Consider the following 23,641-nt stretch of genomic DNA (forward strand, 5'->3'; position numbering starts at 1 on the left):
GGGAACAGCGGGGGCGTTGCGTGGCGGCGTCCGGTTTGAGCGAGGTCTGAGTGATGTCCGATCAGTCGAGGATTGAGCCCGATGCGACGGCCGCACGCGTTGCATTATGGCGAGCGCTGCATATGCAGGTCGATCAGCCGCCGCACGTTTTCGCCGACGACGTCGGCCTGATGCTATTGGCGCCAGGCGCCGATTGGCGCGATCGCGGCGATATGGATCCGCAGTTCACGCGCCCGTTTCGCGCGTCGATCGTTGCGCGGGCGCGCTTTATCGAGGAGTTGGTGGCAGAGCAGGCGGGGCGGGGCGTCGACCAGTATGTGATTCTCGGCGCGGGTCTCGATAGCTTCGCGCAGCGTCGCCCGGAAATCGCGTCTGGCATGAGGGTGTTCGAAATCGATCGGCCTGGCCCGCAGGCTTGGAAGCAACAGCGCCTGATCGAACTCGGTTTCGGCACGCCCGCATGGCTGCGCTTTGTGCCGGTCGATTTCGAGGCAGGGCAGAGCTGGCGTGAGCGCCTCGTGGCTGCCGGCTTCGATACCGGCAAGCCCGCTATTGTGGTTTCCACGGGCGTGAGCATGTATCTGACCCATCAGGCGAATGCGGCCACGCTGCATCAAGTGGCGGAGTTCGCGCCGGGTTCCACGCTTGCCATGACATTTCTGCTCCCGCTTCATCTGGCCGGCCCCGAGGTGCGCCCCGGGCTGGAAATGGCCGAACGGGGCGCGCGCGCCAGCGGCACGCCGTTCCTGAGTTTCTTCACGCCGCAGCAAATCCTGGCGATGGCCCACGACGCCGGGTTCGGCCAGGCGCGGCACGTGAGTGCGGCCGAACTGGCCCGACGCTATTTTGCGGACAGGGCCGACGGCCTGCGCCCGCCCGACAATTCGGAAGAGTTGCTGGTGGCCAGCACCCAGCCCGGTGACCGAAGCCCAGCCTCAATGGGGGATTGAGCGCGGGAAATCGTCGTCTTCGCACCCGCACCCGGCTTCGCGGGCAATGATGCGATGCAATTGCCTGAAGCGCTCGTGCACCGGTGTTTGAAAGAGCGGATCGGCGCTCGGCATGGGCCTGTCACGCGCGATGGCATCCCAGTCGTCGCTGTCGAGGCGGGCCAGCGCCATCGGGAAGAGCGTCAATTCTTCCATGGCGATGTTGTGACGCAGCCGCTCGCCATAGAGACGCAGCTGGAACTCGACCCATTCGGCCGAGGCGTTCTCCTCGCGGATCAATGATTCAAGCGCCTGCAGCAACTGATGTCCCTCGCGTACCAGCGTCGCATGCTGCGCCTCGATTTCGCGTCCCAACGCGACGGGCAGCGCGCGTTTGTTGAGCAGCCTCTCGACGATGCGATCTTCCAGCGCGTGATGATTGACGTCCGGAAAGCGCGTCAGGTAGTAGGTCGCGTCGACCAGCAATGCCGTGCTTGCCGACGACACGCCATGGACGGCGAGCGCCTGATCATCGAACAGGCGGATCAGCCGCTCGAGGTTGCCATGCTCGGCGCGCAGCGTGTCAACGATGCTCGTCACGATGGGCCTCCTGCGAGGCCGCGCGCCGGTTCATCTCGTCGATGGCCAGTGCCGAATGTGCGTAGGCGGCGCCGGCTCTCATCTCGGCCGCGACCCAGATGGCCTCCATGATTTCCTGCTGCGTGGCGCCTTGCTTCAGTGCGCCGGCGGTGTGGCCGCGAATGCAGTAGGGGCACTGCGTGACGTGCGCCACGGCAACGGCGATCAGTTCCTTCGTTTTCACCGGCAGCGCGCCGTCGGCAAACACCGCGCGGTTGAAAGCCATGAAAGCGGTTAGCGCATCCGGTGCCATTTCCCGGCGTTGCGTTGCCATTTTTGGAGTCCATGGCGGGTACATCGAATCGTCCATTATCGACCTCGTGTGAAGGCGGCCCCGGTTAAGGGCCAGTGTCTGCGCAGACCGGCTGGCCGGGACGGGCTCAGCGATCGTGCGGCAAATACAGCGTGACGAGCACCGACGTGTCGTCGAGCGCCTCGAGCCAGTGCGCATGACCCGGCTCGACGAACAGCAGATCACCGGCGCGCATGGTATGCGTGGCCGCTGGCGTGGAGAACTTCAGGCGACCCTCCAGGCACTGCACGGTGATTTCGCCCGGCACCCGGTGTTCGGGGATGTGCTTGCCGGCCGGCAGCATCAAGCGGATTACTTCGAGACGCTCGGAGCGCACCAGCGTGACGGACTTGGCGTCCTTCAGCGCAGGGCCAAGCGGCCGGATGTCGATCAGTTCTCCGAATGCTGCACGCGGCGTTGCCATGGCGATTCCGGCTCCTGGATAAAATCGGTTCAAATGGTTCGGCGTGCCAGCATGGTCTTGATCTGGCCGATGGCTTGCGCCGGGTTCAGGCCTTTGGGGCAGACGTCGGTGCAATTCAGGATCGTGCGGCAGCGGAACACGCGATAGGGGTCTTCGAGGTTGTCGAGGCGCGCGCCGGTTGCCTCGTCGCGCGAGTCGACCAGGAATCGATAGGCCTGCAGAAGTCCGGCGGGGCCAACGTATTTGTCCGGGTTCCACCAATACGACGGACAGGCACTGGAGCAACAGGAGCACAGGATGCATTCGTAAAGGCCGTCGAGTTGATCGCGCTCCTGTGGCGACTGCAGGCGCTCGCGTTCGGGCGGCGGCGTATCGTTGATCAGATACGGCATGATCGAATCGTATTGCTTGAAGAAGCTCGTCATGTCGACGATAAGATCGCGCACCACCGGCAGCCCCGGCAGGGGCCGCAGTACCGTATGCTGCGGCAGGTCGAGCAGGTTCGTGGTGCAGGCCAGCCCGTTCTTGCCGTTGATGTTCATCGCGTCGGAGCCGCAAACGCCTTCGCGGCACGAGCGCCGGAAAGTCAGTGACGGATCGATTGCTTTGAGGCGGATCAGCGCGTCGAGCAGCATTCGGTCGCCCGATGCGGGCTCGAGTTCGTACCTCTGCATGCGTGGGCCTGCGTCCTGATCAGGATCGTAGCGGTAGATCTCGAACGTTCTGGATTGATTCACAATGTTGCCTCGCTGCGTCTTGCGCCGGTATTCCGGCGACCTGTCATGCCCCCTGCGGAGCGCGACTGGCGCCGCACCGTACGAAGGCAACCTTTTGATTGAATGTATCACGATGTGATATTTGTGAATAGGCTGCTACGGTGACTCAAGTTTGATCGGGATCAAGGTTCGGCGAGAGTTATTTTCCTCATCGATCGAGACCTGGCTTTTCCTCCTGGAGTGGGCGGTCTGCCGCCTTCGGCGCCGGCCCGTTAGATTTTTTGTCTCGCCGCTATTGAATAAACCAATTTCCTCATGGCGTTGATAACCATTACTATTTGGTAACGGTTCTCGGCCATCCCATCCAACCGAGCGGCTGTGTGAAAACGATCCAAGGAGAAAGCGTATGTCGACTGAAACGAAGTGTCCGTTCAACCACACCGCTGGCAGCGGCACGTCAAACAGAGACTGGTGGCCCAACCAGCTGAACCTGAAAATCCTGCACCAACACTCGTCGTTGTCCGACCCGATGGACAAGGACTTCAATTACGCCGAGGCGTTCAAGAGTCTCGATCTCGCGGCGGTGAAGAAAGATCTGCTGGCGGTGATGACGGACTCGAAAGGTTGGTGGCCGGCCGATTTCGGCCATTACGGGCCATTCTTCATTCGCATGGCCTGGCACAGCGCCGGCACGTATCGCACCGGCGACGGCCGCGGCGGCGCCGGTGCCGGGCAGCAACGCTTCGCACCCCTGAACAGCTGGCCGGACAACGTCAACCTCGATAAGGCGCGCCGCCTGATCTGGCCGGTCAAGCAAAAATATGGCCGCAACATCTCCTGGGCCGATCTGATCATTCTGGCCGGCAATGTCGCGCTGGAGTCGATGGGCTTCAAGACTTTCGGTTTTGGCGGTGGCCGCCAGGATGTGTGGGAGCCGGAGGAAGACGTCTACTGGGGCGCTGAAAACAAATGGCTCGACGACAAGCGCTATAGCGGCGATCGCGACCTCGAAAACCCGCTCGCGGCGGTGCAGATGGGGCTGATTTACGTCAACCCGGAAGGACCGAACGGCAAGCCGGACCCGCTGGCGGCGGCACGCGACATCCGCGAGACCTTTGCGCGCATGGCGATGGACGACGAAGAGACGGTGGCGCTCATCGCCGGCGGCCATACCTTCGGCAAAACCCACGGCGCCGGCGACGCCTCGCTGGTGGGGCCGGAGCCTGAAGCGGCCGGCCTCGAAGAGCAGGGGCTCGGATGGAAGAGCAGCTTCGGCACGGGCAAGGGCGCCGACGCGATCGGCAGCGGCCTGGAGGTCACGTGGACCTCGACGCCGACCAAGTGGAGCAACAACTTTTTCTGGAATCTGTTCGGTTACGAGTGGGAGCTGACCAAGAGTCCGGCCGGCGCGCATCAATGGACGCCGAAGGGCGGTGCCGGCGCCGGTACCGTGCCGGCCGCGCACGATCCGTCCAAACGTATCGCGCCCGCCATGCTGACCACCGATCTCGCATTGCGGTTCGATCCGGCTTACGAGAAGATCTCGCGGCGATTTTACGAGAATCCGGATCAGTTCGCCGATGCGTTCGCCCGGGCCTGGTTCAAGCTCACGCACCGCGACATGGGGCCGCGCGCACGTTATCTGGGCCCGGAAGTGCCGAGCGAGGAACTGCTCTGGCAGGATCCGATCCCAGCCGTCGATCATCCGCTGATCGACGAGAAGGATATCGCCGCGCTCAAGGCCAAGGTGCGCGCAACCGACCTGTCGGTGCCGCAACTGGTGTCGACCGCCTGGGCCTCGGCATCGACCTTCCGCGGTTCCGACAAGCGCGGCGGCGCTAACGGCGCGCGCATTCGCCTGGCGCCGCAAAAGGACTGGGAGGTGAATCAGCCGGAGCAACTGAAGGTTGTGCTCGATACGCTCGAGGGGATTCAGCGCGAATTCAACAGCGCCCAGTCGGGCGGCAAGCAGGTCTCGCTGGCTGACCTGATCGTGCTGGCGGGTTGCGCGGGTATCGAGCAGGCGGCGAAAAACGCCGGGCACGACGTGACGGTACCTTTCACGCCGGGCCGCATGGACGCCTCGCAAGCGCAAACCGACGCGGCGTCGTTCGACGTGCTCGAGCCGATTGCCGACGGTTTTCGCAATTACGTCAAAGGCAAGTACACGATGCCAGCCGAGGCATTGCTGGTCGACAAAGCACAGTTGCTGACGCTGAGTGCGCCGGAAATGACCGTGCTGGTGGGCGGCATGCGAGTGCTGAACACCAACTTCGGACAGACCCGCCATGGCGTTTTCACGCATCGACCCGAGGCATTGACCAATGACTTCTTCGTCAATCTGCTCGATATGGGGACCGAGTGGAAGCCGACGTCCGCAGCCGGCGATGTATTCGAAGGGCGCGACCGGGCTACCGGCAATCCCAAATGGACCGGCACGCGCGTCGATCTCGTGTTCGGCTCCAACTCGCAACTGCGCGCGCTGGCCGAAGTCTATGGCAGCGCCGACGCCGAGGAAAAGTTCATCCGTGATTTCGTCGCAGCCTGGGACAAGGTGATGAACCTCGATCGCTTCGACCTGGCGTAATCGTCGCGGCGATTGTGCGATAAGCCGCACACGCCGGAGCAAGGCGGCCGATCACAAGTCGGCCGTTTTTTTATTGCTCGCGCCGCGAAAACGGTGCCGGTTCGGGCCGTCGGCGCGCTATTTCGGCAGACGCCGCAACACGCCGCTGAGTGTCGTGCCGGGTGCTACCGTGTTGTATACGGTGCCGAATTTTTTCACATTGTCGTGCAGTAACGTAAGCCGTCGATCCGGTTCGTCCGTATCGACCAGAATTTCGTATTCGATGGATGCCATGCTTGGCGGCACGTCCCGCCGCACACCGTGCAAGCGCACCTGCACGCCGCGCAGCTCGAACTTGAGTATCGGTGTGACTCGCTCGATGCCTTTGATCATGCACGCCGCCAGCGCCGCCATCAGCAGCTCCGCCGGGTTGAAGGCATCCATTCGACCGGCCAGATCGGTGTCGAGATGGATTTCGGCCTGTTTGCAATGGGCGACGCTGCCATGGGCATCGACGCGCTGCGCGCTCACCGAGAAAGTCAGGGCCGCTTTCGTTTCGTTATTCATGATTCCCGGGTCCGTGGTTCACGCCAATCGAGGCAGGTCATCCGATAACGGGTGCCGGCTCGGTGCCCGGCACCAGGAACACCGGTTGCTCGTCGGCCGGCTTTTGCGCAAGCTCGTCGCGGGTCAGGCGCGCGTAGACCTCGATCAGGGTGCCGTCGGGATCCTGGAGCCACAGTTCATGCAGCGGCGTGCCCTTCCAGGTGGTGCGAGGGGGCTTGGCGATCGACGCGCCGAATGCCAGGGCCCGGTGATAGGCATCGATCACCGCTTGACGATCGGCCATGCCGATGCCCAGGTGGTAGAGCGTATCGTGATGCAGGGCCAGGCCGTCGGATACCATCAATACGAAATTGAGCTGCAGGTCGGGGCGAATGAAGGTCGCGTAGCGGTGCGTCCATTCTTTGGGCCAGGTGTCGAGCAGCCAGGCGTAAAAGCGCACGCTGGCGGGCAGGTCGTTGACGCGGATGCTGCCGTGAAACTCTTGCGCGGCAGGACCTTCGGGCAGGCCCAGCAGGCTGGCGAGCACCGCAATGCGGGCGCGGATCTGATCGCGCGCAAGCCGAAAGCGGGCGAGGATTTCCTCGGAGCCGAGCATATCGGCATCGGCCAGGGGGTTGGCGATAACCCAATTCAGGTGCCTGGCCTCGGCGCGCAGTCCGGGGTATGCCTGATCTGAGCCCAGGGTGACCAGAACGTCGATCGCGGCCGCGTCGAAGGCGGGCGTCGGCTGGCCGCGCGCCGAGCCGATGTCGATGCCGATTTCGGCCATTGCGGCGATGGCGTGCGGATCGACCGGAGCCAGTTCAGTCGCGGCGCCGATCACCTCCGCGCGCGCGCCGAGCAGTTGCCGCGCCAGCGCCTCGGCCATCTGGCCGAATGCCGAGTCGGCGCCTGATAAAAACAGTATGCGAACCATGACAGACACCTTGGTGAAAAACAACGGCGCTTAGCCGCTGGTCAAAAAAAGAGCCGCTGCGGGACAACACCCGCTTATGCCGTAGCGCCGAACATGAGACCGACACCGGCCGTGAGCGCCATCGCCAACGCGCCCCAGAAGGTCACCCGCCACATCCCTTTGACGATGCTGGCGCCCCCTGTGTAGGCGGCAAGCGCACCGAGCGCGGCCAGAAATGCAAGCGATGCGATACCGACTGTCCAGGCCAGCCACTGAGTGCCGGACACGAGGGCAACCAGCAATGGCAGGAGCGCGCCGACGGTGAAAGCCAGCGCCGAGGAGAACGCGGCCTGCAGCGGCCGGGCGCTGACCGTCTCGGAGATGCCCAGCTCGTCGCGGGCATGGCTGCCCAGGGCATCGGCGGCCATGAGCTGGGTGGCGACCTGCTCGGCCAGTTTTTGCTCGACGCCCCGCTGCACATAGATTGCCGCCAATTCGGCGTGCTCGCGCTCGGTATCGGTCGCCAATTCGACGCGCTCGCGGGCGAGGTCGGCCTGTTCGGTGTCGGCCTGCGAGCTGACCGAGACGTATTCGCCGGCGGCCATCGACATCGCTCCGGCGACCAGTCCGGCGACACCGGCGATCATCACGGCGCCGTGCGTGCCGTTGGCGGAGGCCACGCCGATGATCAGGCTGGCGGTGGAGACAATGCCGTCGTTGGCCCCCAGTACGGCGGCGCGCAGCCAGCCGATGTGGTGCGTGCGGTGGCGCTCTGCCAGGTAATGGTCTGTTCTCATCGTTGTGCAATTAAAGTGGTTTGGCTGTCTTCAATTCGGGGGTAACGTTTGCGCCGCTCACAAGGGAATCACATCGCCCTTGGCCGGTACGTGAACCTCTGTGTCTTTCAGTTGTGCCGCGAAGCTTTGCATGACCTGTTCGTCGCCGTGCACGAGAACCGTTCGCCTGGGGCGCAAGGCGCGGTGCCAGGCCAGCAGCTCGTCGCGATCCGCGTGCGCCGAAAAGCCGTTGATGGTGTAGAGCTTCGCGCGCACCGGCACGTTGTCGCCGAACAGGGTCACCTGTTTGGCGCCGTCGATCAGCAGGCGCGCGAGCGTGCCGCGCGCCGCGTAGCCGACGAAGATGATGCTGGAGTCTTCGCGCCAGAGATTGTGGCGCAAATGATGGCGCACCCGCCCGCCGGTGCACATGCCGGAGCCGGCCATGATCACGGCGCCGCCGACCAGCCGATTCAGAGCCATCGACTCGTCGGTCTGGCGAGTGAAGCGCAGCGCCGGCAGCTTGAACGGGTCCTTGCCGCCTTCGAACATCGCGTAGTCTTTCGGCGCATAGCATTCGGCATGGCGGCGAAAGATTTCGGTTGCCGAGATTGCCATCGGCGAATCCAGAAACACGGGCAGCGAGCGCTGCAGGCGCCCCTTCTCGATGCCTTCGCGCAGATAGTAGAGGATCTCCTGGGCGCGCTCCATGGCGAAGGTCGGAATGACGACGTTGCCGCCGCGCGCAAAGGTGTCGGTAATGGCCGTGTAGAGCTCTTCGATCGACGGCGCCAACGCTTTGTGCAGCCGGTCGCCGTAAGTGGTTTCCATGACTACCGTGTCGGCTGGCGGAGGAATTTGCGGATTGCGCAGGATCGCCCGGCCGCTGTATCCGAGATCGCCCGAGAAAATGATCGACCCACGCGGCGCCTGTGTTTGTTCGATGCGAATGCTGGCCGAGCCGAGAATGTGGCCGGCATCGTAAAAGGTGGCGCTCAGGTGCGGCGTGAGCGCCACTGCTTCACCGTACGTGGCGGTGCGGCCGAACCGATCGAGTGCGTTGAGCGCATCGAGCGTGTCGTAGAGCGGCCTGTGCTGCGCTTCGCCGCGCCGAGCCGCGTGTCGCGCGTGGCGTTCCGCGTCTTCCTCGTGCAGGCGGGCCGCATCCAGCATCACCAGCCGAGCCAGTTCGCGCGTGGCCGCCGTGGTGATTATCTCTCCGGTGAAGCCGCGCTTGACCAGCAACGGGATCCGTCCGCAGTGGTCGAGATGGGCGTGCGTGAGCAGCAGCACGTCGATCGATTTGGGATCGAAGCCGAACGCTTCGGCGTTTTCGTCGTCGAGGTCGCGGCCGCCCTGATACATGCCGCAATCGATCAGGAGGCGCTTGCCCTGCGCCTCGAGCAGGTGGCAGGAGCCGGTGACTTCGCGGTCCGCGCCGTGAAACGATATCTTCATGGTTGTCTCGTCGGTTGGTTTGCGGGTTCGTCGAGCAGTGCGCTGCCGTTTTGACGATGCCAGGCGAGGATGCCGTTCCACGCTTCCTCGGCCGACTCGGCGTACCAGAACAGCTCGCGATCTTCTTCGTCGATGCTGCCTGTGTCGACCAGGAAATCGACATTGAAAACCTTTTGCCAATAGGCCTGGCCGATCAGCACGATCGGAATGGGCGCGCTCTTGCGGGTCTGGATCAGCGTCAGCGCGCAGAACAGTTCGTCCAGCGTGCCATAGCCGCCCGGCAAAGCCACCAGCGCGGCGGCGCGCTTGACGAAGTGGAGCTTGCGCATCGCGAAGTAGTGAAACTGCAGGCACAGGCCCGGCGTGATGTAGGGGTTCGGGTACTGTTCGCGCGGCAGCCTGATGTTCAGGCCGACGCTTGGCGCGCCGGCGTCGAACGCGCCGCGGTTGACAGCCTCCATGGCGCCCGGGCCGCCGCCGGTGAGCACTGCCAGTCGCGGGTTACCCGCGTTGCCCACCAGTTGCCCCAACTGGTGTCCGACCATGTAGTAAGGGGAGAGGGCCAGGCGGTGTTCGGCCAGCCGCAATGCGCGCGCGCAGGCGGTATCGGCGGGGCGTGCGGCCATGGCACGGCGCGCCGCATCGAGCTCGCGGCTCGCCGTGTCGGGCTCGCGCAGACGCGTGCTGCCGAAGACGACGATCGTGCGCTCGATGCCGTGGGCCGCGAGCACCAGTTCGGCCTTGAGGTAGTCCAGTTGAATGCGCGCGCCGCGCACCGCGTCGGTATGCAGGAAGGCGACATCGCTGTCGGCCTCCAGGTACGACGGGTCCTGCATGATGGCACGCAGGCGTTGATCGACCTCGGCTTCTTCCTCGCGGGATTTGGGGTGCTCCCAGGGCAGCGGCGTGCGGCGCACGTTGCGTTGCGCGGGCGGCGGGATGGTGGGCTTCTTGGCACTCAACGTTCGCCTCCTGTGCGTGGCATACGGTCAATCGAGGGCGCCTTGGCAGACGTGCACGTGCTCCGGTGCGGGGCTTTGTTTGCGTGAAGACAAGCGGATAAAGCGAGCAAATGCCGCCGCTTTGTTAATGTTGCCGTGTTTGGATGCGGGCCGGTTTGATTTTTATCATCGGCGCACGCTAAGGCAGCGACTTCGGCGCCGCAGCCGGCGTGGATGGTGTTGTCGGCATGATGCGCCCGTCGCGCATCGTCACGATTTCGTCGACCAGTGTCGACAGACCGCCCAGTCGATGCGTGATGAGCAGCACGCTGCGGCCTGTCATGGCCTTGGCGAGCGCTTCGTAGAGTTCGGCGGCGGTGCCCGCGTCGAGTCCCTCGGTCGGCTCGTCGAGGATCAGGATCGGCGCATCGGCCAGCAGCGCCCGAGCGATGGCGATACGCCTGGCTTCGCCGCCCGACACGCGCGTGCCGTTCTCGCCGACCCAGGTGTCCAGACCCTGCGGCAGGCTGGCCACGTAGTTTTCGAGCTGCGCCTGGCCGATGACCCGCCGCAGCTCCTCGTCGCTGGCCTCGGGGCGCGCCAGCCGCAGGTTGTCGCGCAGACTGGCGTCGAACAGGTAAGGGGACTGATCGACGACCGCGATGCGCGCGCGCGCGTCGTCGCCGTGCCAGGCCTCGAGCGGGGCGCCGCCCAGCGTGATCGAACCCTGGTACGGGTACAGGCGCAGCATAGCGCCCACCAGACTGCTTTTGCCGCTGCCGGACGGGCCGACCAACCCCAGGCGGCGGCCGTGCGGCAGATCGAGATCGACGCCATCGAGCACCCATGGACCTTGCTCGTCGTAGCGCAGGCGCAATTGGCGAATGACCAGGTCGTTGTTCGCCACGGTTGGCGATGGGGACTGCGGCTCGATCACGGCGGGCGGGGTATCGGCTAGGGAGAAAACGCGGCGTGCGCACGCCAGTGTTGTGCTCAGCTGCGCCCAGGCTTCCGGTAGCGGCGCGATGGTCTCGAACGTCGCCATCGCGAGCAACACCAGCATGGTCAGATCGGACGGCGGCAGGGCGGCCCGCTGCAGCGCGGCCAGACCGACGGCCAGCGCGAATACCACCGCGAGTTGTGTCATCAGTGTGACGCCCGCGCCGCCAATGGCCTGGAGCCGATCGATTCGGCGTTGAGCCTGCTGAAGTTGCCCGGCCGTCGCGGCAATCCGTTCGGCATGAGCGGATTCGGCGCCGTAAAGGGCCAGTTCGGCGCGTCCACGCACGCCGTCGGCCGCCAGCATGCGCAGGCGCTCGGCGCAAGCGATGGCCTGTGCGCCCGGCACGGCGGCGCGGCTGATCGTCCAGCGCGGCAGCAGCATGCCGCCAATGGCGATAAGCGCGGCCAGCAGCAGCGCCAGCGAAGGCAGATAGTAAAACACGGTGGCCAGCACCACCATGCTGACGGCTGCGGCAACGATCATCGGCAGCAGCGCGCCGAGATAGGCGTGTTCCAGCGCGTCGACGTCGGCGCGCAGGCGCGAGAAGAGTTCGGCGCTGTGCATGCCCCCCAGGCGTGCCGGCGCGAGCGGCACCAGACGCGCGAACAGCCAGACACGCAGGCGCGCCAGCAGGCGCAAGGTCGCTTCGTGAGTTACCAGCCGCTCGCCATAACGGCCACCGGTGCGCAGGATCGCAAACAGGCGAATCAGCGCGGCCGGGGTGTAATAGTTGATCGCCGCGCCGCTCGCGCCCGCCAATGCCATGCTGGTAATGAAATGACCGGACACGGCCATCAGGCCGATACCGGAGAGCGTGCTGATCAACGCCATCGCAACGCCGGCGGCGAGCCAGCGGCGATCCGCACCGCGCAGCAACGCGAGCAATCTGCGGAAGAGGGCGGCGGTGCCGGCCGTGTCGGAAGCGTGCGGTTTCATGCGGCCAGATCCGCTCGCAGCAAATCCGCGAAGATGCCATTGGCGGCCCGCAAGGCAGCGACCGTGCCTTGTTCGGCGATTTGGCCGTGCGCCAGGACGGCCACCTGCTCGTGATCGGCGAGCGTCGCCAGACGATGCGCGACGCGCACGACGGTACGGCCCTCGCAAAGCGAGGCCAGCGCCGCGTCGACGTCGGCCGACAGGGCGCTGTCGAGGTGCTGAGTCGGCTCGTCGAGCAGCAGCAGCGGCGCGTCGCGCAGCCAGGCGCGGGCCAGCGCCAGGCGCTGGCATTCGCCGCCAGACAGGCCCAGGCCGCGCTCGCCCAGCAGCGTATCGAGCCCCTGCGGCAGCCGGCCGACGACCGGTGCAAGGGCCGCGGCATGGATGGCGCGCTGCAACTGGAGCTGGTCGGCATGCGGCGCTGCGATGAGCAGGTTTTCGCGCAGCGTGCCGTGGAACACGTGCGGGCGTTGAGGTACCCAGCCAATGTGCCGGCGCCATGCGCTCATCTCCAGGCTGGACAGGTTCTGGCCGTTGACGAGGATGCGCCCGGCCGCCGGTTCGACGAATCCCATCAGCAGTGCCAGCAGTGTGCTTTTGCCGCCGCCACTGGCGCCGACCACGGTGATGGTGGTGCCGGCCGCGACGGTCAGATCGAGACCGCGCAGCACCTGGCGGTCAGGCGCGTAGCCGAAGCTGAGGTCCTCGCATGCAAGCGCGACGCGAGATGCCTGGAAAACCACGGGTGCCGAGGCTGGCGAGGGTAAAGCGGTTTCGGGCTGATTGCCGCTTGTCGCAGCGCTGTCCGCCAGCAGGCCGACTAGGTCTTCGGCAGCGGCGGCGGCTTCCATGCGCTGGTGCCGGCGCACGCCGAGCTGGCGCAGCGGCAGGAAGAATTCCGGCGCCAGCAGCAAAATGAACAAGCCCGGCTCGAAGGCCAGATGGCCCCACATCAGGCGAAAGCCGATCAGCACGGCCAGCACGGCAATACTGACGGTGGCGAAGAATTCCAGCACCAGTGCCGACAGGAAGGCAATGCGCAACACCGCCATGGTCTCGCGCCGGTAGGCCTCGCCGGTGCGCGCCAGCAACGCCTGCTCGCGCGCGGCGGCTCGGTAAAGACGCAGCGTGGTGAGCCCCGACAGGGCGTCCATGAAGCGCGCGCCCATGCGCCGCAGCCGCATCCAGCGCTGCTCGCTGGCGTGCTCGGCGGCTTGCCCGACCAGCACCATGAACACCGGAACCAGCGGGGCGGTGATCGCCAGCACCAGCGCGGACCAGGGGTCGGCCGGCAGGACCGCCAATAGAATGATGGCCGGGACGACGACCGCGAAGGCCATCTGCGGCAGGTAACCCGCGTAGTAGGGAACCAGGGCGTCCAGGCCGTCGACCACGCGCGTGGCCAGATCGCCGCTGGATTGTTGCGCGGCCCAGCGCGGCCCCAGTTGGCGCATCCGGGCCTCCAGCGTCTGGCGCACCACGGCGCTGACCCGGGCACCGGCCTCGAAGGTCATGCGCCGCTGCCAAAGCGTGAGGGCGAAACGAAGCGCGGCAAGCAGCGGGAGCGCCGCGAGCGCGGGCCAGACTTGCGCCAGAGCCCGGCCTTGGAAGATCGCCGCGGCGAGCACATGGGCTATCAGCCATGCACCCACGCACATCAGCACGGCTTGCAACGCGCCGGCCACGATGCCGGCGGCGAGCAGGCGGCGCACTGGGCGCGCCTGCTCGCGCAGCCAGCCGGTTACCGAGGCCTTCACCCGCGACTTCTCGTCTTAGCGCGCGGGGCGGTGTTGCTGGCGGTTGGCGGCTTCGGCCTCGGCCTTGCGGTTGGCGACTTCTTCCTGGGTGTCGAGCAGGGCGCCACCGGCGGCGGCGACCAGCACGATCATGGCGGTGCCGACCAGCCAGGCGAAATACCATGCGCCGAGGTTACCGAGCAGGATGGCGATGACGATGACCATAAAGGCGATCGCCATGAAGAGGATGAATTGAAACGTCGTTTTCATGATGACTCTCAGTAGGCGTGTTCGTCAGCTTCGACGTCGGCTGCGCTGACCTTGCCGCGCATTACGTAGAAGGCCCAGCTCGTGTACCACAGGATCAGCGGCACGAAAAAGACCGCAAAACCGACCATCCAGGTCAGGGTCAGTTTGCTCGAGCTGGCATTCCATACCGTCAGGCTTTGCGCGGGCACGCTGCTCGATGGCAGCAGGAACGGGAACAGCGCCACGCCTGCCGTGCCGATCACGCCGAGCCAGGCGATCGCGCCCAGCCACCAGGCCAGGTGCGAGCGGCGCGCGCCGGCGGCCAGCCACCCCAGCAGCATGCCGGCAACGGCAAGTGCCGGAACGATCCAGAGTACCGGATAGGTCTGGAAGTTGGCGAACCACGCGCCTGCGGCCGGCACGACGGTTTGCTGCAGCGGCGTTTGCGCGACGCCCGCGCCCGGGCCGGCGCTCAGGACGAAGCCGGTCATGCCGTGCACCCACAGGCCGCCGATGGCAAACAGCGCGATGGCGACCAGCGCCGCAATACGGGCCAATTGACGGGCGCGGTCGTACATGACGCCGGTCGCACCGTTCATGACGGTCGCCGCGCCCATGAATATCGACAGCGAGGCCGACAGCAGGCCGCACAGGATCGCGAACGGGTTGAGCAGGGCCAGGAACGAGCCGGTGTAGGTCGAGGTCAGGTTCCAGCTGAAGTGGAACGGCACGCCCTGGAACAGATTGCCGAATGCGGCACCGAACACGACCATCGGCACCAGGCCGCTGACGAACAGCGACCAGTCCCAGACGTTGCGCCAGCGCGCCGACGGAAGCTTGCTGCGGTATTCGAAGCCGAGCGGGCGCACGATCATGCTCCACAGCAACAGCAGCATGACCACGTAGAAGCCGGAGAAGGCCGTGGCGTAGATCAGCGGAAATGCGGCAAACACCGCTCCGCCGCCAAGAATGAACCAGACCTGATTGCCGTCCCAGTGCGGACCGATGATATTGAGCGCAACGCGGCGTTCGGTGTCGGTGCGTCCGACGTAGCGCAGGATCGTCCCGACGCCCATGTCCATGCCGACCATCACGGCCAGCCCGATCAGCAGCACGCCGAGCAGCAGCCACCAGACGAATTGAAGTGCAGCGTAGAGTTCCATGGTTCAAGCCTCCGTGCCGGCCAAACGCCCGGCTTGCCATTGTTTGTCAGAAGAATTCGCATCAGGGTGGCTATCGGGGCCTTGGCGTATGGTGCGCACCATCAGATACATTTCGACGATGATGAAGATCGTGTAAAGGCTGACGAAACCGATCAGCGAGAAGATCATGTAGCCCACGCTGTGTGTCGAGGCCGACATCCAGGTCGGCAGCATGCCGTACACCGTCCACGGCTGCCGGCCCAGTTCGGCCACCACCCAGCCGGCCTCGTTGGCCAGGAAGGGCACCGGAATCATCACTACCGCGAGCTTGAGGAACCAGCGCTTGCGCTCGACCCGGTTACGCATCGTGTAGATCACCGCGAGGACGAAATAGGCCAGCATGAACAGGCCCAGCGCCACCATTACGCGGAACGACCAGAAAATCGGCGCGACCTGCGGTATCGAGTCGCGTGCGGCGGTGGCGATTTGCGCATCGGTAGCCTGCGTCACGTCGGGCGCGTAGCGTTGCACCAGGAAGCCATAGCCGAGATCCTTTTCGTGCGCGTTGAATTGCGCCAGCGCGCCGGCGTTATGCGGATCGGCCGCCAGTCGCTGCAACGCGGCGACCGCTGGAATGCCGTTGTGAATGCGGGCGATCGCTTCCTGCTCGAGTTGTTCGATGCTGGGCACCGTGCCGGTCAGCGAGTGGGTGACCAGCAGCGACAACACGTACGGCACCTGGATTTCGCCACGGTTGGTCTGGTCGCGCTGCGACGGGAAGGCGATCAGGTTGAAGGGCATTGGCGCCGGCTGGGTTTTCCAGAGGCCTTCCATGGCCGCCAGCTTGGTCGGCTGCGCCTGGCCGCCGATAAAGCCCAGCGCGTCGCCCAGCGTAATGACGCCGGCCGTGGCGAGCACGCCAAACAGCACCGCCATGCGGAACGAGCGGCGGGCCAGATCGACGTGGCGCTGCTTGAGCAGATACCAGGCGCTGACGCCGGCCACGAAGATGGCCGCCGTGACGTATCCGGCGATGCTGGTATGGACGAACTTGGCCTGGGCGTCCGGGCTGAAGATCAGCTCGGTGAAGCTGCTCAGTTCCATGCGCATGGTGGTCGGGTTGAAGCTCGCGCCATGCGGCATTTGCATGAAGCTGTTGGCGATCAGGATCCACAGCGCCGACAGATTCGAGCCCAACGCCACCAGGTAGGTCACCGCCAGATGCTGGCCGCGCTTGAGGCGGTCCCAGCCGAAGGCCATCAGGCCGACGAAGGTGGATTCCATGAAGAAGGCCATCAGGCCTTCGATGGCCAGCGGCGCGCCGAAAATATCGCCGACGAAACTCGAGTAGAACGACCAGTTGGTGCCGAACTCGAATTCCATGGTCAGCCCCGTGGCCACGCCCAGCGCAAAGTTGATCAGGAACAGCTTGCTCCAGAACTGTGTAATGCGCTTGTAGATCTCTTTGCCGGTGGTGACGTAGACCGTCTCCATGGCCGCCAGCATGAACGACATGCCAAGCGTGAGCGGGACGAACAGGTAGTGATAAAGCGCCGTGAGCGCGAACTGCAGTCGTGACAGATCAACTACGTTGATGTCGTGCATGGTGGTGACGTCCTAACGGAAGATAGACTGAATCCTAAATGTTCTTGGGCATTATTTGCGCTTCGTCTTTCGTAGAGTTGACGAAAATCAACCCGCCAACACATTCCGCCGCGGTGTGGCATAACGCCGCAGTTCAGGTCTTCACATCGTCAGATGCTATCCATACCCGCTGCGGGTGTAAAGAGATTCGGGGCGGTGCCGCCGTATTCGGACGACGAAGTGTCTGTTTATCGCGCTCCTTCACAAACTCCGGGGCGAGGCGTAGACGTGGCGCTTGCCCGATGAACCGCCGAGCAGTGGCATTGGGCGTGCCGCCACTACTTGCAGGGGGATCGCCACGAGGCGATTGGCGAGGCGATCAAGGAGCGGCCGAGCGTTCTGGAGATCGGATTACATTGAGCGAACCCTTGAGCTATCGACGCTGCCCGGCTCGGCGGCATCGCGTACGGCACGCGGATGTGCACCGGCGGGCGTGGCGATGCTCGCGGCGAAGTAGAATGTTCGTCGGAAAAAGCTGGCGATCGTGGGGTGGGAGCTATGCAGCGTCAATTCGAAGACCTTCTGGTAGGCAGTATCGAGCTGTTTTGTCTGGCCGCCGAGCTGGAGAGCTTCACTGCGGCGGCTACGGCAGCCAGCGTCACGCCCGCGGCCGTCAGCCGCGCAGTGGCGCGGCTGGAGAAGCGCCTGGGAGCGCGGCTTTTCGTCCGAACCACGAGGCAAATTCGGCTGACCGATCTGGGAAGACGCTACTTCGAGCAGTGCCGTCATGCGCTCAACCAATTGGTGGATGCCGAACGGGAAGCAACCGGGCAACAGACGATCCCGGCCGGGGTTCTGCGCATCAGCATGCCGACACCGTACGGACATTACCGCGTTCTTCCACTATTGGCCGAATTCAGGCAGCGCTACCCCGGCGTTACTGTCGAGACACATCTGAGCAACCGCAATATCGATTTCGTGGACGAAGGCTTCGATCTCGCGATACGGGGTCGCGCGCCGCAGGATTCCGGTCTGATTGCGCGCAAGCTCGAGGATGCGGCGCTGGTTGCCGTCGCTTGCCCGGCGTACCTGGAGCGAGCCGGAAAACTGGACTCGCCGGATGACTTGATCAACCACGAGTGCATTCAGTTCGAGTTGCCCAGCAGCGGACGCGACATACCGTGGACATTCAAGCATGGGGGCGCCACCGTGGAGATCATGACGCGCGGGGGCTATGGAACATCGGGTGACGTGCTGGCAGGCGTAACGTTGGCCCGCCACGGGGCGGGGATATTCCAAACGTACCGATTCATCGTGGAAAAGGACATTGCCGACGGCACGTTGCGTGAGGTGCTCGTGCCCTATGGCGGATGCTCACGTCCGTTCATCCTGCTTTATCCGCACGGCCGGCATTTATCGTCGCGGGTACGGTGTTTCGTGGATTTTCTGGTGCAGCGACTCCAGTCGCCGACGGCCGATAAGGAAAGGCCGTCCGCAGGCTAGCCGGCCGAGGGCGTCGTGGCCGGCCTATCGACGGCCTCGCTGCTGACGATAAGCGTCGACCGGCAGCCCGCCCCATCCCCAGTTCTCTGTGCTTACCTCCTCGATTACCACGAAGGTCGATTCCAGCGGCTTGTTCAGGACGTCGAGCAACAGGTGGCTGACGCCTTTGATGAGCCGGGCCTTTTCCTCGGCGGTGACGGACTCGTTGTCAGGTTTGGTCCCTTCGCGGGTGACCTGAATAGTGACCATGGGCATGTCGCTCTCCTTAATTGATGGCAATGCAACGGCGCCGCCGGATGGCGCCGGGGAGTGCTCAGTGACCGGCGCTCTGGCCGCCATCGACATGCAGGATTTCTCCCGTGACAAACGGCGCCGCATCGAGATATAGAATGGCGTTGACGACGTCGCTCATCTCGCCCATGTGGCCGACCGGATGGAGCGCGCCGAGCGCCTCGTGCGTTTGAGGGGCATGCATGGGCGATTTGATGACCCCCGGTGAGACGGCATTGGCGCGAATGCCGCGTTTTGCGTATTCGATCGCAAGAGACTTCGTGACAGCATTCAAGCCACCCTTGGTTAGCGATGCGAGTGCCGAAGGCACACTGCTGTTGGCGTGATCGACCAGGCTGGTGGTGATGGTGACCACATGGCCGCTGGACTGCTTCTGCATCTGCTCGATGGCGAGTTGCGTGATATGGAAGAAGCCCGCGAGGTTGACTCCGGTGATGGCCGCATAGTCTTCGGACGTGTATTCGGTAAACGGTTTGGCGAGGAAAATGCCGGCGTTGTTGATCAGCGTATCGATGCGGCCAAAGCGCGCCACCCCTTGCTCGATGACACGGCGGGCCGTGGCCGGGTCGGCGATGTCGCCGGCCACGGCCAGGACATCAGGGTCCTCCGACGGCTTGATCGAGCGCGCCGTGGCAACGACGCGGTGGCCGAGTTGGCGGAATGCTTCGACTGTCTCGGCGCCAATGCCTTGCGACGCGCCAGTCACGACGATAACTTTTTGTGACGTACTCATGTTGAACCTCGACTAAGTTGTTTAAGCTTTCTTTCGAACCGGGCCGGCGGCGCCGATAGGTGCCAAATGTAGGCGCGTTGCCGCGAAACTCGAATACCCGCCATGGACAAACAGTCTTGCGTCGCAGGAACAAATCATCGGGGTCTCAGGAAGCAGGCCGTCGCACGCGTTACTCGCCGGCGGCGCGGACGGGCAAACCCAACATGTTTTTCGTGTGGTCGGCGGTGCAATTGTTCGCCTTGATTGCGAGCGGGGTATACACTTTTCGTCAGGCAGCGGCCTGGCGAGCGCATGGCCAGGAGGAGGTCGGCCATCTCGCTCACATTTGCTCGGCATCTCGGCTAGGAGCATCAAAATGAAAATTCGCAAGAGCATCGCCCTCGTAGTGCTGGCGGCCATGGCCGTGAGCACCGCACTCCTGTCGCCCGCCAGTGCGGGCGAACCTGGCTCGAGCTTGCTGGCTCAAGGGGGCGGCTCATACAACCGCATGGGACCCGGGATGATGGGGCAGGGGATGACGAGCGGCGGCATGATGGGACAGCCCGCCGAGCCCGCTGCGGCGCCAGCGGCGACTGCTAACCCGCGGCGCGCGGCTACGCTGCAGTCCTATATTCAGGGCCATCACCTGTCCTGCATGCAATGCCACGGGATCGAAAACAACGGTTTCGGTCCATCGTTTGCCGAGGTGTCGGCCGCTTATGAGCAGCGCCACGGCGCACGGGCACTATTGGCCGAGCATATCGCCAATGGCTTTGGCCGCATGCCGGGCGGGCTGGCGAGTCAGGCCGAGGCGGAGCGCCTGGCCGCGATGATCGAGTCGCTCGACAAAGGGAAGCCCTGACGACGTGGCCGTCATCTCGCGCAGGCAGCCGAGCGCCGGCCAGGATGGTTTGGCTCGCGCGGCAGGCTCACGCCGGGGCGCGACTCTGGCCGATGGCATCGAGCTCGGCCAAGGCCTCTTCGCTCGGATGCCATTGCGCCACCTTCAGGTTCTCGCGCAGATGCGCGAGCGACGACGTGCCGGGGATCAACAAAATGTTGGGCGCGCGATGCAGGAGCCAGGCAAGCGCCAACTGCATTGGCGTGGCTCCCGCCGACTCGGCGAGTCGCGCCAACACCGACGATTGAATCGGCGTGAAGCCGCCGAGCGGGAAAAACGGCACGTAAGCGATGGCTTGTTCGGCGAGCGAGTCGACCAGTGCGTCGTCGGCGCGATGCACCAGGTTGTAATGGTTCTGCACGCAGGCGATTGCCGTGATGCGTTGTGCCTCGGCGACTTGCGCAGCCGTGACGTTGCTCAGGCCGATATGCCGCACCAGCCCTTGCCGCTGGAGTTCGGCCAGGGCCGTGATCTGCCTTTCAATGGATCCCTCGCTCGGCGCGTGAACGTCTTTCATGATGCGCATATTGACGACATCGAGGGTGTCCAGGCCGAGGTTGCGCAGGTTGTCGTGCACGCCGCGCGCGATGTCCGCCGGCTCGGCCGCCGGCAGCCACGCGCCGTCGCTGCCGCGCACGGCACCGACTTTGGTGACGATGACGAGATCGTCCGGGTAGGGGTGGAGCGCCTCGCGGATGATCTGGTTGGTGATATGCGGCCCGTAGAAATCGCTGGTATCGATATGGTTGACCCCCAGGGCCAGCGCCTCGCGCAGCACGGCGACGGCCGCGGCGCGGTCCTTGGGCGGGCCGAACACGCCCGGGCCGGCCAGTTGCATGGCGCCGTAGCCCAGGCGACGCACCGGGCGGCCGGCCAGGTAAAACGTGTGTTCGGGATCGAGTTGCGGCATGACGTGCTCCTTAGTGAGTGTAGAGCTTCAGTATGGCGGCGTTGATTTGTTAAATAAATAAGTCTAAATTCCACGGGTTGTTTAAAAATATGAACAATAACCATGGAATTGAATGATCTCGCGGCTTTCGTCTCGGTCGCCCGCGCCGGCGGTTTTCGCGATGCGGCCCGCATCGCGGGTGTTTCCGCCTCGAGCCTGAGCATTGCCGTGCGTCGTCTCGAAGCCAGGCTCGGCCTGCGGCTGCTCAATCGAACTACGCGCAGCGTCGCGCCGACCGAGGCAGGGCAGCGCCTGCTCGACAAGCTGACACCGTTGTTCGGCGAGATGGAAGCGGCGCTCGACGTGCTGAACGTGTTCCGCGACAAACCGACCGGCACGCTCAGGCTCAACGTGCCGGCGAGCGCCGCGCGCACCATACTGCCAGGCATCGTTACCGCGTTCCTGAAGGCTTATCCGGGGATTCGCGTGGAAGTCGTGGTGGAGGATGGCTTCGTCGATGTGCTGTCGGTCGGCTGTGATGCCGGCATTCGCTACGACGAGCGGCTCGAGCAGGACATGATCGCGGTGCCGATCGGCCCGCGTGTGGAGTGCTTCGCCACTGCCGCGGCGCCAGGCTACCTCGACGCGCACGGGCGGCCCGGGCATCCACGCGAACTGCTGTCGCACGCCTGTTTGCGTGTGCAATTCGCCGGCGGAGCAACACCGACCTGGAAATTCGAGCGCGCCGGCGAAGTCGTTGAAATCGACCCGCCAGGGCCTTTGCTGGTGAGGCCCGCAGCGGCGCTCGATTTGAGCATCGCCGCTGCCGTGGCAGGTGTCGGCGTGATACATCTGTTCGAGGAATTGCTGCGCCCGCATCTGGAGAGCGGTGCGCTGGAACCGATTCTCACGCCGTGGCGGCAATCCTTTTCGGGGCCGTTCCTGTATTACCCGGGGCGGCGCCATTTGCCGGCGCCGCTGCGGGCTTTTGTCGATTTTTTGAAGGCGGGTGATATGGCGGGCTACCCGTCAACGGATGTCAAACCTTGATTGCACCGTGCACCTACGTGCCACCGCCGGGACACGTGGCGAAATCGAGCGCCATGTATTTGGCGCCCTCGATCGGATTGAAGGTGTATGGCGGGATTTCCTTGAAACCAAGCGATTCGTAGATCCGCAACGCTGCCTGCATCGTCGGCAGCGTATCGAGCAGGATGCGCGTATAACCGGCTTGTTTGGCACTGCGGCAGATCGCTTCGGCCAGGCGTTGGCCGAGCCGTTGGCCACGTCCCGCGGGGCGCACGAAAAGACGCTTCATCTCGCAGGTCGTCGCATCGAGCGGGCGCATTGCCACACAGCCAACGACCTGATGGTCTTGCCAGGCTAGCAGGACGCGGCCTTGCGGTTCGGCGTATTTGCCGGGCAGGCCAGCGAGCTCCTCCTCGAAATTCTGGAAGCACAGGTCGATGTCCAAACTGTCGGCATACTCGCGAAAGATGGCTTGTACAACGGCGAGATGTTCGGGGAAAACGGCTGATCTGATGTCGGTCATATTGGAGAATCCGTACCCGGGTTTAACGCGCGATTCGGCCCAAGTGTAATGCCATTCGCGCGCGGCAGGAGAGCGGCTCAGGGCCGGCGGGCCGCGGGGGGCGGTCAGCAAACCTGTCGTCCCGGTGCTATCCTGATCGGCTGAATAATCAACAATCGTAGGAGAGCATCCCATGTCTCGTGTCGACGTCAGTATCAAGACCCGCGATGGCGTTTGTCCCGCTTCGGTTTTTACTCCTGCCGGTGTGGCCGGTCCCTGGCCGGGGGTGATTTTTTTCATGGACGGTTACGGTATTCGCCCGGCGCTGTGGGAGATGGCGCAACGCCTGGCCGATGGCGGTTATCTGGTGCTATTGCCCGATCTCTACTACCGCGACGGGCCGTATGAGCAGATGGTGCCCAAGGCGGCGGCCACCGACCCGGCGCTGAAGGCCGCGATGATGGCCAAGGTGAGGAGCCTGGACCGCGACCGAAAAGTTGCCGATGCGGCAGCGTTTATCGATTATCTGGCCTCGCGCAGCGACGTCACAGGGCCCCGGTTTGGCGCGACCGGCTATTGCATGGGCGGTAACGTGTCGCTGACGGCCGCCGGCGCCTTTCCCGAGCGTTTCGCCGCGGCGGCGTCGTTTCACGGCGGCGGGCTGGCTGCCGACAATCCGGACAGCCCTCATCATTTCGTCGGCAAGATCACCGGCCGCATTTATGTGGCCGGTGCCGTCGAGGATGGTTCGTTCCCCGACGAACAGAAACAGCGGCTGGAGCAGGCGTTGACCGAAGCCAAAGTGCCGCACGTGGTGGAAACCTATCCGGGTGCGCTGCACGGCTTCGCGGTGCCGGACCACAATGTCTACGACAAAGAGGCTGCCGAGCGGCATTGGACGGCGCTGTTCAAGCTATTCGAGCAGACGCTGGGCGCTGGTGCCTGAAAATCCAGCGCGTCC

The 23,641-nt window shown here is 64.4% G+C and carries 24 protein-coding genes; 6 read left to right on the top strand and 18 right to left on the bottom strand.

Features of this window, described 5'->3' with window-relative positions:
- Positions 1-53 precede the first annotated feature (53 nt).
- The gene (locus PATSB16_RS06510) at positions 54-950 is read left to right on the top strand and encodes a class I SAM-dependent methyltransferase (RefSeq protein ID WP_047213267.1); all 897 of its coding nucleotides are present in this window, start codon (positions 54-56) and stop codon (positions 948-950) included.
- Here PATSB16_RS06510 and PATSB16_RS06515 read toward each other — a convergent pair.
- From PATSB16_RS06515 to PATSB16_RS06530, 4 genes are all read right to left on the bottom strand, one after another.
- Entirely contained in the window at positions 936-1,529 is a 594-nt protein-coding gene (locus PATSB16_RS06515; protein WP_047213268.1) for a hemerythrin domain-containing protein, read from the bottom strand. The two genes, PATSB16_RS06510 and PATSB16_RS06515, sit on opposite strands and share 15 nt — an antisense overlap.
- Positions 1,513-1,842 carry a carboxymuconolactone decarboxylase family protein gene (locus tag PATSB16_RS06520; protein ID WP_237170313.1) on the bottom strand — a complete coding sequence of 110 codons (330 nt, stop codon included), beginning with the start codon at positions 1,840-1,842 and terminating at the stop codon, positions 1,513-1,515. Before PATSB16_RS06520 ends, PATSB16_RS06515 begins: the two co-directional genes overlap by 17 nt.
- 106 nt (positions 1,843-1,948) lie before the next feature.
- Entirely contained in the window at positions 1,949-2,284 is a 336-nt protein-coding gene (locus tag PATSB16_RS06525) for a cupin domain-containing protein (RefSeq protein WP_047213272.1), read from the bottom strand.
- A gap of 29 nt (positions 2,285-2,313) precedes the next feature.
- The gene (locus PATSB16_RS06530; protein ID WP_072628617.1) at positions 2,314-3,021 is read right to left on the bottom strand and encodes a succinate dehydrogenase iron-sulfur subunit; all 708 of its coding nucleotides are present in this window, start codon (positions 3,019-3,021) and stop codon (positions 2,314-2,316) included.
- Positions 3,022-3,406: 385 nt separating this feature from the next.
- Between PATSB16_RS06530 and katG the strand changes: the two genes are divergently transcribed.
- Positions 3,407-5,587, top strand: coding sequence for a catalase/peroxidase HPI (gene katG, locus PATSB16_RS06535; RefSeq protein WP_047213274.1), 2,181 nt, complete (start codon positions 3,407-3,409; stop codon positions 5,585-5,587).
- A 117-nt stretch (positions 5,588-5,704) separates the two neighbouring features.
- Here katG and PATSB16_RS06540 read toward each other — a convergent pair whose 3' ends face one another.
- The 10 genes from PATSB16_RS06540 to PATSB16_RS06585 all read right to left on the bottom strand — a co-directional run bounded on the left by PATSB16_RS06540 (position 5,705) and on the right by PATSB16_RS06585 (position 16,874).
- On the bottom strand, positions 5,705-6,133 hold the full coding sequence (locus PATSB16_RS06540) for an OsmC family protein (RefSeq protein WP_047213275.1): 429 nt from the start codon (positions 6,131-6,133) through the stop codon (positions 5,705-5,707).
- 37 nt (positions 6,134-6,170) lie between these two features.
- Complete coding sequence (locus tag PATSB16_RS06545) at positions 6,171-7,049, bottom strand: VOC family protein (RefSeq protein ID WP_156884629.1); 879 nt, start codon at positions 7,047-7,049, stop codon at positions 6,171-6,173.
- Positions 7,050-7,123: 74 nt separating this feature from the next.
- Positions 7,124-7,825, bottom strand: coding sequence for a VIT1/CCC1 transporter family protein (locus PATSB16_RS06550; protein WP_047213276.1), 702 nt, complete (start codon positions 7,823-7,825; stop codon positions 7,124-7,126).
- A 57-nt stretch (positions 7,826-7,882) separates the two neighbouring features.
- A complete protein-coding gene (locus tag PATSB16_RS06555) occupies positions 7,883-9,262 on the bottom strand; it encodes an MBL fold metallo-hydrolase RNA specificity domain-containing protein (RefSeq protein WP_047213278.1) in 1,380 nt (459 codons plus the stop codon).
- Entirely contained in the window at positions 9,259-10,224 is a 966-nt protein-coding gene (locus PATSB16_RS06560) for an LOG family protein (protein ID WP_047213279.1), read from the bottom strand. The genes PATSB16_RS06555 and PATSB16_RS06560 overlap by 4 nt, the downstream gene beginning before the upstream one ends.
- Positions 10,225-10,402: 178 nt before the next feature.
- Complete coding sequence (gene cydC / locus PATSB16_RS06565) at positions 10,403-12,142, bottom strand: thiol reductant ABC exporter subunit CydC (RefSeq protein ID WP_047213281.1); 1,740 nt, start codon at positions 12,140-12,142, stop codon at positions 10,403-10,405.
- Positions 12,139-13,899 (bottom strand): thiol reductant ABC exporter subunit CydD, encoded by a 1,761-nt coding sequence (gene cydD, locus PATSB16_RS06570; RefSeq protein WP_047213282.1) that lies wholly within the window; start codon positions 13,897-13,899, stop codon positions 12,139-12,141. The genes cydC and cydD overlap by 4 nt, the downstream gene beginning before the upstream one ends.
- A 15-nt stretch (positions 13,900-13,914) precedes the next feature.
- Entirely contained in the window at positions 13,915-14,148 is a 234-nt protein-coding gene (locus PATSB16_RS06575; protein WP_047213284.1) for a hypothetical protein, read from the bottom strand.
- Positions 14,149-14,156: 8 nt separating this feature from the next.
- On the bottom strand, positions 14,157-15,290 hold the full coding sequence (cydB, locus tag PATSB16_RS06580; RefSeq protein WP_047213285.1) for a cytochrome d ubiquinol oxidase subunit II: 1,134 nt from the start codon (positions 15,288-15,290) through the stop codon (positions 14,157-14,159).
- 3 nt (positions 15,291-15,293) lie between these two features.
- Positions 15,294-16,874 carry a cytochrome ubiquinol oxidase subunit I gene (locus PATSB16_RS06585; protein WP_047213287.1) on the bottom strand — a complete coding sequence of 527 codons (1,581 nt, stop codon included), beginning with the start codon at positions 16,872-16,874 and terminating at the stop codon, positions 15,294-15,296.
- Between the two features lie 537 nt (positions 16,875-17,411).
- Between PATSB16_RS06585 and PATSB16_RS06590 the strand changes: the two genes are divergently transcribed.
- Positions 17,412-18,356 (top strand): LysR family transcriptional regulator, encoded by a 945-nt coding sequence (locus tag PATSB16_RS06590; RefSeq protein ID WP_047213288.1) that lies wholly within the window; start codon positions 17,412-17,414, stop codon positions 18,354-18,356.
- A 24-nt stretch (positions 18,357-18,380) separates the two neighbouring features.
- On the opposite strand, the gene PATSB16_RS06595 is transcribed toward PATSB16_RS06590, so the two are convergent.
- Entirely contained in the window at positions 18,381-18,611 is a 231-nt protein-coding gene (locus tag PATSB16_RS06595) for a tautomerase family protein (RefSeq protein WP_047213290.1), read from the bottom strand.
- Between the two features lie 58 nt (positions 18,612-18,669).
- On the bottom strand, positions 18,670-19,380 hold the full coding sequence (locus PATSB16_RS06600; RefSeq protein ID WP_047213291.1) for an SDR family NAD(P)-dependent oxidoreductase: 711 nt from the start codon (positions 19,378-19,380) through the stop codon (positions 18,670-18,672).
- 355 nt (positions 19,381-19,735) lie between these two features.
- Between PATSB16_RS06600 and PATSB16_RS06605 the strand changes: the two genes are divergently transcribed.
- On the top strand, positions 19,736-20,221 hold the full coding sequence (locus tag PATSB16_RS06605) for a c-type cytochrome (RefSeq protein ID WP_047213293.1): 486 nt from the start codon (positions 19,736-19,738) through the stop codon (positions 20,219-20,221).
- A 67-nt stretch (positions 20,222-20,288) separates the two neighbouring features.
- Here PATSB16_RS06605 and PATSB16_RS06610 read toward each other — a convergent pair whose 3' ends face one another.
- On the bottom strand, positions 20,289-21,170 hold the full coding sequence (locus PATSB16_RS06610) for an aldo/keto reductase family oxidoreductase (protein ID WP_047213295.1): 882 nt from the start codon (positions 21,168-21,170) through the stop codon (positions 20,289-20,291).
- A gap of 102 nt (positions 21,171-21,272) precedes the next feature.
- Between PATSB16_RS06610 and PATSB16_RS06615 the strand changes: the two genes are divergently transcribed.
- Complete coding sequence (locus PATSB16_RS06615) at positions 21,273-22,199, top strand: LysR family transcriptional regulator (RefSeq protein ID WP_047213296.1); 927 nt, start codon at positions 21,273-21,275, stop codon at positions 22,197-22,199.
- 13 nt (positions 22,200-22,212) lie between these two features.
- On the opposite strand, the gene PATSB16_RS06620 is transcribed toward PATSB16_RS06615, so the two are convergent.
- Positions 22,213-22,701, bottom strand: a complete 489-nt coding sequence (locus PATSB16_RS06620) for a GNAT family N-acetyltransferase (RefSeq protein WP_047213297.1) — start codon at positions 22,699-22,701, stop codon at positions 22,213-22,215.
- Between the two features lie 172 nt (positions 22,702-22,873).
- Here PATSB16_RS06620 and PATSB16_RS06625 point away from each other — a divergent pair, with 172 nt between their 5' ends.
- Positions 22,874-23,626 (top strand): dienelactone hydrolase family protein, encoded by a 753-nt coding sequence (locus tag PATSB16_RS06625; protein ID WP_047213298.1) that lies wholly within the window; start codon positions 22,874-22,876, stop codon positions 23,624-23,626.
- Positions 23,627-23,641 lie beyond the last annotated feature (15 nt).

Source organism: Pandoraea thiooxydans (genome assembly GCF_001931675.1).
Taxonomy (GTDB): domain Bacteria; phylum Pseudomonadota; class Gammaproteobacteria; order Burkholderiales; family Burkholderiaceae; genus Pandoraea; species Pandoraea thiooxydans.

Bases quoted from the DNA above. Each gene is read 5' to 3' on its own strand.
- PATSB16_RS06510 (WP_047213267.1), top strand. From the start codon at position 54: ATGTCCGATCAGTCGAGGATTGAGCCCGATGCGACGGCCGCACGCGTT.
- PATSB16_RS06520 (WP_237170313.1), bottom strand. From the start codon at position 1,842: ATGGCAACGCAACGCCGGGAAATGGCACCGGATGCGCTAACCGCTTTC.
- PATSB16_RS06525 (WP_047213272.1), bottom strand. From the start codon at position 2,284: ATGGCAACGCCGCGTGCAGCATTCGGAGAACTGATCGACATCCGGCCG.
- katG (WP_047213274.1), top strand. From the start codon at position 3,407: ATGTCGACTGAAACGAAGTGTCCGTTCAACCACACCGCTGGCAGCGGC.
- PATSB16_RS06540 (WP_047213275.1), bottom strand. From the start codon at position 6,133: ATGAATAACGAAACGAAAGCGGCCCTGACTTTCTCGGTGAGCGCGCAG.
- PATSB16_RS06545 (WP_156884629.1), bottom strand. From the start codon at position 7,049: ATGGTTCGCATACTGTTTTTATCAGGCGCCGACTCGGCATTCGGCCAG.
- PATSB16_RS06550 (WP_047213276.1), bottom strand. From the start codon at position 7,825: ATGAGAACAGACCATTACCTGGCAGAGCGCCACCGCACGCACCACATC.
- PATSB16_RS06555 (WP_047213278.1), bottom strand. From the start codon at position 9,262: ATGAAGATATCGTTTCACGGCGCGGACCGCGAAGTCACCGGCTCCTGC.
- cydC (WP_047213281.1), bottom strand. From the start codon at position 12,142: ATGAAACCGCACGCTTCCGACACGGCCGGCACCGCCGCCCTCTTCCGC.
- PATSB16_RS06575 (WP_047213284.1), bottom strand. From the start codon at position 14,148: ATGAAAACGACGTTTCAATTCATCCTCTTCATGGCGATCGCCTTTATG.
- cydB (WP_047213285.1), bottom strand. From the start codon at position 15,290: ATGGAACTCTACGCTGCACTTCAATTCGTCTGGTGGCTGCTGCTCGGC.
- PATSB16_RS06585 (WP_047213287.1), bottom strand. From the start codon at position 16,874: ATGCACGACATCAACGTAGTTGATCTGTCACGACTGCAGTTCGCGCTC.
- PATSB16_RS06590 (WP_047213288.1), top strand. From the start codon at position 17,412: ATGCAGCGTCAATTCGAAGACCTTCTGGTAGGCAGTATCGAGCTGTTT.
- PATSB16_RS06595 (WP_047213290.1), bottom strand. From the start codon at position 18,611: ATGCCCATGGTCACTATTCAGGTCACCCGCGAAGGGACCAAACCTGAC.
- PATSB16_RS06600 (WP_047213291.1), bottom strand. From the start codon at position 19,380: ATGAGTACGTCACAAAAAGTTATCGTCGTGACTGGCGCGTCGCAAGGC.
- PATSB16_RS06605 (WP_047213293.1), top strand. From the start codon at position 19,736: ATGAAAATTCGCAAGAGCATCGCCCTCGTAGTGCTGGCGGCCATGGCC.
- PATSB16_RS06610 (WP_047213295.1), bottom strand. From the start codon at position 21,170: ATGCCGCAACTCGATCCCGAACACACGTTTTACCTGGCCGGCCGCCCG.
- PATSB16_RS06615 (WP_047213296.1), top strand. From the start codon at position 21,273: ATGGAATTGAATGATCTCGCGGCTTTCGTCTCGGTCGCCCGCGCCGGC.
- PATSB16_RS06620 (WP_047213297.1), bottom strand. From the start codon at position 22,701: ATGACCGACATCAGATCAGCCGTTTTCCCCGAACATCTCGCCGTTGTA.
- PATSB16_RS06625 (WP_047213298.1), top strand. From the start codon at position 22,874: ATGTCTCGTGTCGACGTCAGTATCAAGACCCGCGATGGCGTTTGTCCC.